This is a genomic window from Sphingobium ummariense RL-3, assembly GCF_000447205.1.
GTDB classification, from domain to species: Bacteria; Pseudomonadota; Alphaproteobacteria; order Sphingomonadales; family Sphingomonadaceae; genus Sphingobium; species Sphingobium ummariense.
On record NZ_AUWY01000011.1, the window covers coordinates 1 to 4,999 of the forward strand.

Annotated in this window: 6 protein-coding genes and 2 pseudogenes; 5 read left to right on the top strand and 3 right to left on the bottom strand. The window is 61.7% G+C overall.

What is annotated here, in order from left to right; genetic code table 11:
* The first annotated feature begins 210 nt into the window (after positions 1 to 210).
* The 5 genes and pseudogenes from M529_RS25410 to M529_RS25425 all read left to right on the top strand — a co-directional run bounded on the left by M529_RS25410 (position 211) and on the right by M529_RS25425 (position 3,635).
* Complete coding sequence (locus M529_RS25410; RefSeq protein ID WP_015460622.1) at positions 211 to 516, top strand: conjugal transfer protein TraD; 306 nt, start codon at positions 211 to 213, stop codon at positions 514 to 516.
* 37 nt (positions 517 to 553) lie between these two features.
* Positions 554 to 778 carry a conjugal transfer protein TraD gene (locus tag M529_RS25415; protein ID WP_015460621.1) on the top strand — a complete coding sequence of 75 codons (225 nt, stop codon included), beginning with the start codon at positions 554 to 556 and terminating at the stop codon, positions 776 to 778.
* A pseudogene (locus M529_RS47960) lies at positions 771 to 1,323 on the top strand (AAA family ATPase). The gene M529_RS25415 and the pseudogene M529_RS47960 overlap by 8 nt, the downstream one beginning before the upstream one ends.
* Before the next feature lie 60 nt (positions 1,324 to 1,383).
* Positions 1,384 to 1,824 (top strand): hypothetical protein, encoded by a 441-nt coding sequence (locus M529_RS50785; RefSeq protein ID WP_456242873.1) that lies wholly within the window; start codon positions 1,384 to 1,386, stop codon positions 1,822 to 1,824.
* Between the two features lie 899 nt (positions 1,825 to 2,723).
* The gene (locus M529_RS25425) at positions 2,724 to 3,635 is read left to right on the top strand and encodes a replication initiation protein (RefSeq protein WP_015460618.1); all 912 of its coding nucleotides are present in this window, start codon (positions 2,724 to 2,726) and stop codon (positions 3,633 to 3,635) included.
* A 56-nt stretch (positions 3,636 to 3,691) separates the two neighbouring features.
* Here the strand turns inward: M529_RS25425 and M529_RS25430 are convergent, their stop codons facing one another.
* The 3 genes and pseudogenes from M529_RS25430 to M529_RS50160 all read right to left on the bottom strand — a co-directional run.
* A complete protein-coding gene (locus tag M529_RS25430; RefSeq protein ID WP_015460617.1) occupies positions 3,692 to 3,973 on the bottom strand; it encodes a hypothetical protein in 282 nt (93 codons plus the stop codon).
* 25 nt (positions 3,974 to 3,998) lie between these two features.
* Complete coding sequence (locus M529_RS25435; protein ID WP_015460616.1) at positions 3,999 to 4,634, bottom strand: AAA family ATPase; 636 nt, start codon at positions 4,632 to 4,634, stop codon at positions 3,999 to 4,001.
* Positions 4,635 to 4,714: 80 nt separating this feature from the next.
* Positions 4,715 to 4,848, bottom strand: a pseudogene (locus M529_RS50160) (transcription elongation protein SprT); the annotation flags it as partial.
* Positions 4,849 to 4,999 lie beyond the last annotated feature (151 nt).

Genomic DNA, 4,999 nt, shown 5'->3' on the forward strand with positions numbered 1-4,999 from the left:
CGGCTGATGACCTTGGCCGAGAAATGGTAGATCGCCATAACGGCCGCTATACTGCCCTTCTTAGCGCAGGTCGGCAACGATGTATAAGCGCGCACTCACACTCTCTGCCGTTCGCGTGATTGACTTCGCCGCATTTCTTGATCGGAACGGTTCCTCGCGCGCGCTATCGTGCTACGCTGCGGCTCCATTCATGGGCGCGAGGGAGAGAAGATGCGAAAGGTGCGCGACTATGACGCGGAACTGCGGGCGCTGAACGACAAGGCCAAGGCTTTGAAGGCCCGCAAGGTCCAGCAACTCGGCGAGCTGGTCACGTCCACCGGGGCCGATGCGCTCGATCTGGACACGCTCGCCGGTGCGCTGCTCGCCGCTGTGGAAGCGGCCGACGCGAACGAAAAGGAGGCGTGGCGCTCGCGGGGCGCGGCCTTCTTTCAAGGACGCGGTCGCAAGGCTGGCCGACGCACTGGCGGCAACGGTGAAGGCGCAAGGCAAACTGGCGCAGGCAAGGAACAGGCTTGAAGCCGCCGCGCGCCGCACCGATACGAGAGGATGGGTCGTGGCCCGACGCGAGCGCACGCGCCATCTCATAGAGCTGGGCGGCCTCGTCCAGAAAGCCGGTCTGGTCGAGCTGGCCGACGATGATCGCGCCACCCTTTACGGCGCGCTGCTCGATTGTACAGCGCGCGTTCAAGGCGACGACGCTGGCAATGTGCTGGCGCTCTGGAAGCGGCGGGGCAAGCGCGCGTTCGACGCGGAAGCGGAAGGTGCGGGCAATGGCTGATCGGCCCGATTTCCATGTCATCACCGGCGGGCCTGGCTCCGGCAAAAGCACCCTAATCGAAGCGTTGGCGGTGGAGGGTTTCGACCACATGCCGGAAGCCGGTCGGGCCATCATCCGCGATCAGGTCGCGATCGGCGGCGCGGCCCTCCCCTGGGCCGATCGCGCCGCCTTCGCGGAATTGATGCTGGGTTGGGAATTGCGCTCATGGCATGAGGCCCACGATCGCGCAGGGCCGGTGATCTGCGATCGCAGCGTGCCTGATGTGGCGGGCTATCTGCGCCTGTGCGGCCTCCCCGTCCCGGCTCATGTCAGCCAAGCGGCGGACCTGTTTCGCTATCAACCCCGCGTGTTCATCGCCCCCTTGGCGCGAGATATTCGCGGCCGATGCGGAAAGAAAACAGGATTTCGCGGAAGCGCAGGCGACCTATCAGGCGATGGTCGCGGTCTATTCCGGCCTTGGCTACGAGCTGGTGACGCTTCCCCTCGCCTCTGTCGCCGAACGTGTGCGGTTCGTCCGCGCCGCAATCGAAAGGGAGGAATCCTAACATGGGGCCTCGCGCGATCTGGCGGGCGTTCGACGCGGAAACGGAAGGGAGAAGCGCACCATGAACATGCTCGACGTGGACGCAATCCGCGCCCAAGTCCGCGCGCTCGATTTCACGCGCGGCACACCGGCCGACGCCGCCATGCGGCGCGAGGATGATGCCGACGCGCGCGCCAATCTCGCGATCGAAGGCATGGCGCTCGACGCCGGCGAACACGCCCTGTTCGACATGCTGCGCGAGGAAGCCGCGCGATCGACAGCGACGAAACCGGCATATCGTTCGGCCAGCAGCATCTTGCGCGGCCCTTGCTCACGCCGGATGAAGTCCGCTCGCTGCGCGAGGATTACCAGTTCCTGTTCTTCGCGGGACAACGGTCGATCGTCGCCGCCAAGCTCAAATACTATGCCGATCGCGAGTTCGCGGGCCGCTTCGACAAGGCGTGAAGTCTTTAAACGGCCCCGTAGTCGAAGCGGCATCATTCCGATATACAAACGATATTGAATGATGGCGCTCTGCCATCCCTCCCTGGTCATAGAAATCGCTCGAAAGCGCGGAAAATCGCCTACTGGCGTTCTAAAGGTGAGGTTTGGGGTATGACCTCACCATTAGCGATCGACGCAGCGGTGGATGATCCCCTGAAGGTCGAAGATCTAGCTTCCAAAAAATCGGCCGCCCAGGAAGCCCGTAAAGCGCATTTGCTGCTCCAACCTCATTTCCTGTCCCCCACCCCGAAATGCGCCCCAGCGGCTCGGAAATCGCACCAGGGGCGACGTTTCCGCCTGCTCCGCCCTCTCAATTGGATCACCACCCTATCCGTTTGGCTTTCCAAGAAAGCCAATTTGCTACTTGGCCGTTGGCGCTGTCGTTGCGGTAGGGACGTGGTGTTTAAACATTTCTAATCAAACAAAAAGCGTACCGGCGGAGCCGGTCCATCATGGGGATGCCGGGTGGGAGGATCGCTAAAGCGATCCGGGGCGGCTGAAGGTCGCGAGCCGGCGGGGCGAAGCTCCAGGAGACGGTGTTCTTCTTCTTCTTCTTCGGGTCTGACGATGCGGCGAGTTCGGAGTTATCCACAGGCAGGGCTACCCTAAAACTCACCTAAAACTCACCGTTCGCGTTCTGATTCAAAGATTCTTCTTAGATTCAAGATTCAGGGTGCCTCAAACCCGCAGAAAACCAAGAAAAATTGCCCCGAAAAGTGAGTTTTGGGGTCGAGTCGCGTGAGTGTTGGGGTAGCCTTCGGTGAGTTTTGGGGTCGGTAAAAGTGAGTTTTGGGGTCGAGTCCGGTGAGTGTTGGGGTAGCCGCCAAATCAACGGTGAGGTTTGGGGTATCCCCTCCCCACCCTCCATCGGGGAGCTTTAGGAATTGCCTAGCTCACCGTTGCTGCTAAAGTGAGGACATGACTCGCGCAAGCTCACCTGTAAATAACGGAAAGGCAAAGATTGCCCTAGGCGATGATACCGCCCTCACCCTCTCGCAAAAGGGGCGCGGAAACCCGTTCGATCCCGCCAATTACGGGGAAATCGTCAAACCCGGCGAGCTGGTCGATATTGTCGAGCTGTCCCCCCTCACCCTCGCCGATCGCCGAATCTACAATCTGCTGATTGCCAACGCCTGGGAGCGGATCAGCGAGCCGGTCATTCACCGCATCGCCAAAACCGCGCTCAAGGGCACGCACCAAGGCAACGAGCGCATAGAAAGCTCGCTGCTGCGCCTGATGGGCACAATCGCCATCGTCACGATCCGCAAGGGCGGCAAGAGCTACAAGCGCCGCGTTCAGCTTCTCGGCTCCAGCGACGAAAGCCTCGAAAAAGACGGCTTCCTGCATTACCGCATCCCCGAAGAACTGATTGAGATTTTGCGTAACAGCGAGGTCTATGCGCGACTTAAGACGCAAGTGATGTATTGTTTCGAGTCGAAATACGCGCTGTGCCTCTATGAAATGATCGAACGCCGTATCGGCCTCGAATATAAGCAAAGCGAAGAGTTCACGATTGCGGAGCTACGCGGCCTGCTCAACGTGCCGGAAGGCAAGTTGGAACGGTTCGCTGATTTCAACAAATACTGCCTCAAGGTCGCCCAGGAGGAAATCAACAAGCTCTGCCCCTTCTGGGTCGAGTTCACCCCGATCAAGAAGGGGCGCAAGGTCGAGCGGGTTTCTATGATGTGGCTCCCGAAAACCATGAGCGGCCGTCGTGACGCGCAAAACCTGATCGACCAACATAGCATCGTCCGCCGCGCCAAACTGCGCGGCGATATACCCGAAATGCCGGTGCTGGTGGATTTCAGCGCGCCCGCCGCCCAAAGGTGAACCCCTACCCCAAAACTCACTTTTCGCGCGCCGGGGCCGCCTCGCCCTAGCCGGCCCTACCCCTCGCCGGCATCGAGCGCACGGCTCACCGTGAACTGTATCCATGCGCTGCGGCTGATCCCGCGCCGCTTGGCCGCTGCATCGACCTTCGCCAGCAACGCGCGATCGAAACGGAGCATCACCGGCGACTTGCGCGGCTCGGCCCCCTGCCCCGCCTCGTCGGCCTCGGTCGCGATCGGCTCGGCCTTCGGCTTGGCCGCCCCGGCAATGAAGGCATCGGCCGCCGCCTCATCCATCGGCGACTTGGGCTTGCTGTTCGGTTTACGAGCGATAGCCATCGAAATTCACTCCGCTATCATTATGCTATACAAATACCGCGCTGACCAATGCGGCCAGCTCGTCGATCGCCTTGGCGTCACGCGGCGATTGCTCCCCTACCGCCCTGCCCTCGGCCGCCGCGTTCGGGAACGCCTTGCGCCGCACTATCGACGTGGGCAGCACCTCGATCCCCTCAATGTCGCCGATCATTTCCAAGGCGGCCTCATTGTCGGCCCCTTGCGCGTCCGCGCCGTTCAGCACGGCGACGGCGCGCAAGCCCTCGTTGATCTCGCGCGCCTCGGCCACCAGCGCCGCAACCTGGTCAAGCGCCCACACGTCGAAGCTGCGCGGCTGCACCGGCACCAGCAACGTGTCAGCCACGGTGAGCGCGGCGCGCAGCGAGCCGGTATCACGGCCGCCCACGTCAATGATAATATCGTCATATTTGGCCGCGAGCTGGCGGACCTGGCTGCGAAGCGCCGCGCCGGTGAGCGCAACGGCGGTATAGCCAGCTTGCCCAAGTCGATCGGCGCGCAGCTCGGTAAAGGTGAGGGCGGTCCCCTGCTCGTCGCCGTCCACCAGCAAGAGGTCGCGGCCCGCAAGCGCGCGCGCCACCGCGAGGTTGACGGCAAGGGTCGTCTTGCCGACACCGCCCTTAGTGTTTCCGACTGCCAATATCATTCTGCTCTCGCTCCGCTGGCAATATGGTTGCGCTGTAGCATGGTTTGTAATGCTAAGGGATATACATTTGATTGGGGCGCTTATTCCCCCTCGTCGCCCTCATCCTCGCTGTCGTCGTCCAGCGGCTCTGGCTCATCTGGCCGTGATCCTCGATCGGGCAAAGCGGCGCTCCGGCCTGCTCAAGCCATTTGCGCGCGGTCCTGACGGTATGTCCCAGCACTCGCCGATCACCTTACGCTTCTGCCAAAGTAGTGCTAAGTTAGAGACAAAGGCCTGATTACTGCTCGTGCCGCAGCGACCTCAGCTACATGTAGGCGCTTGCAACCGTAGCAGCTTCTGCTCGCAAACAGCGCCTTTTCCTGCCC

Excerpts from the sequence above, each read along its gene's own strand:
- M529_RS25410 (WP_015460622.1), top strand. The coding sequence starts at position 211 with ATGCGAAAGGTGCGCGACTATGACGCGGAACTGCGGGCGCTGAACGAC.
- M529_RS50785 (WP_456242873.1), top strand. The coding sequence starts at position 1,384 with ATGAACATGCTCGACGTGGACGCAATCCGCGCCCAAGTCCGCGCGCTC.
- M529_RS25425 (WP_015460618.1), top strand. The coding sequence starts at position 2,724 with ATGACTCGCGCAAGCTCACCTGTAAATAACGGAAAGGCAAAGATTGCC.
- M529_RS25430 (WP_015460617.1), bottom strand. The coding sequence starts at position 3,973 with ATGGCTATCGCTCGTAAACCGAACAGCAAGCCCAAGTCGCCGATGGAT.
- M529_RS25435 (WP_015460616.1), bottom strand. The coding sequence starts at position 4,634 with ATGATATTGGCAGTCGGAAACACTAAGGGCGGTGTCGGCAAGACGACC.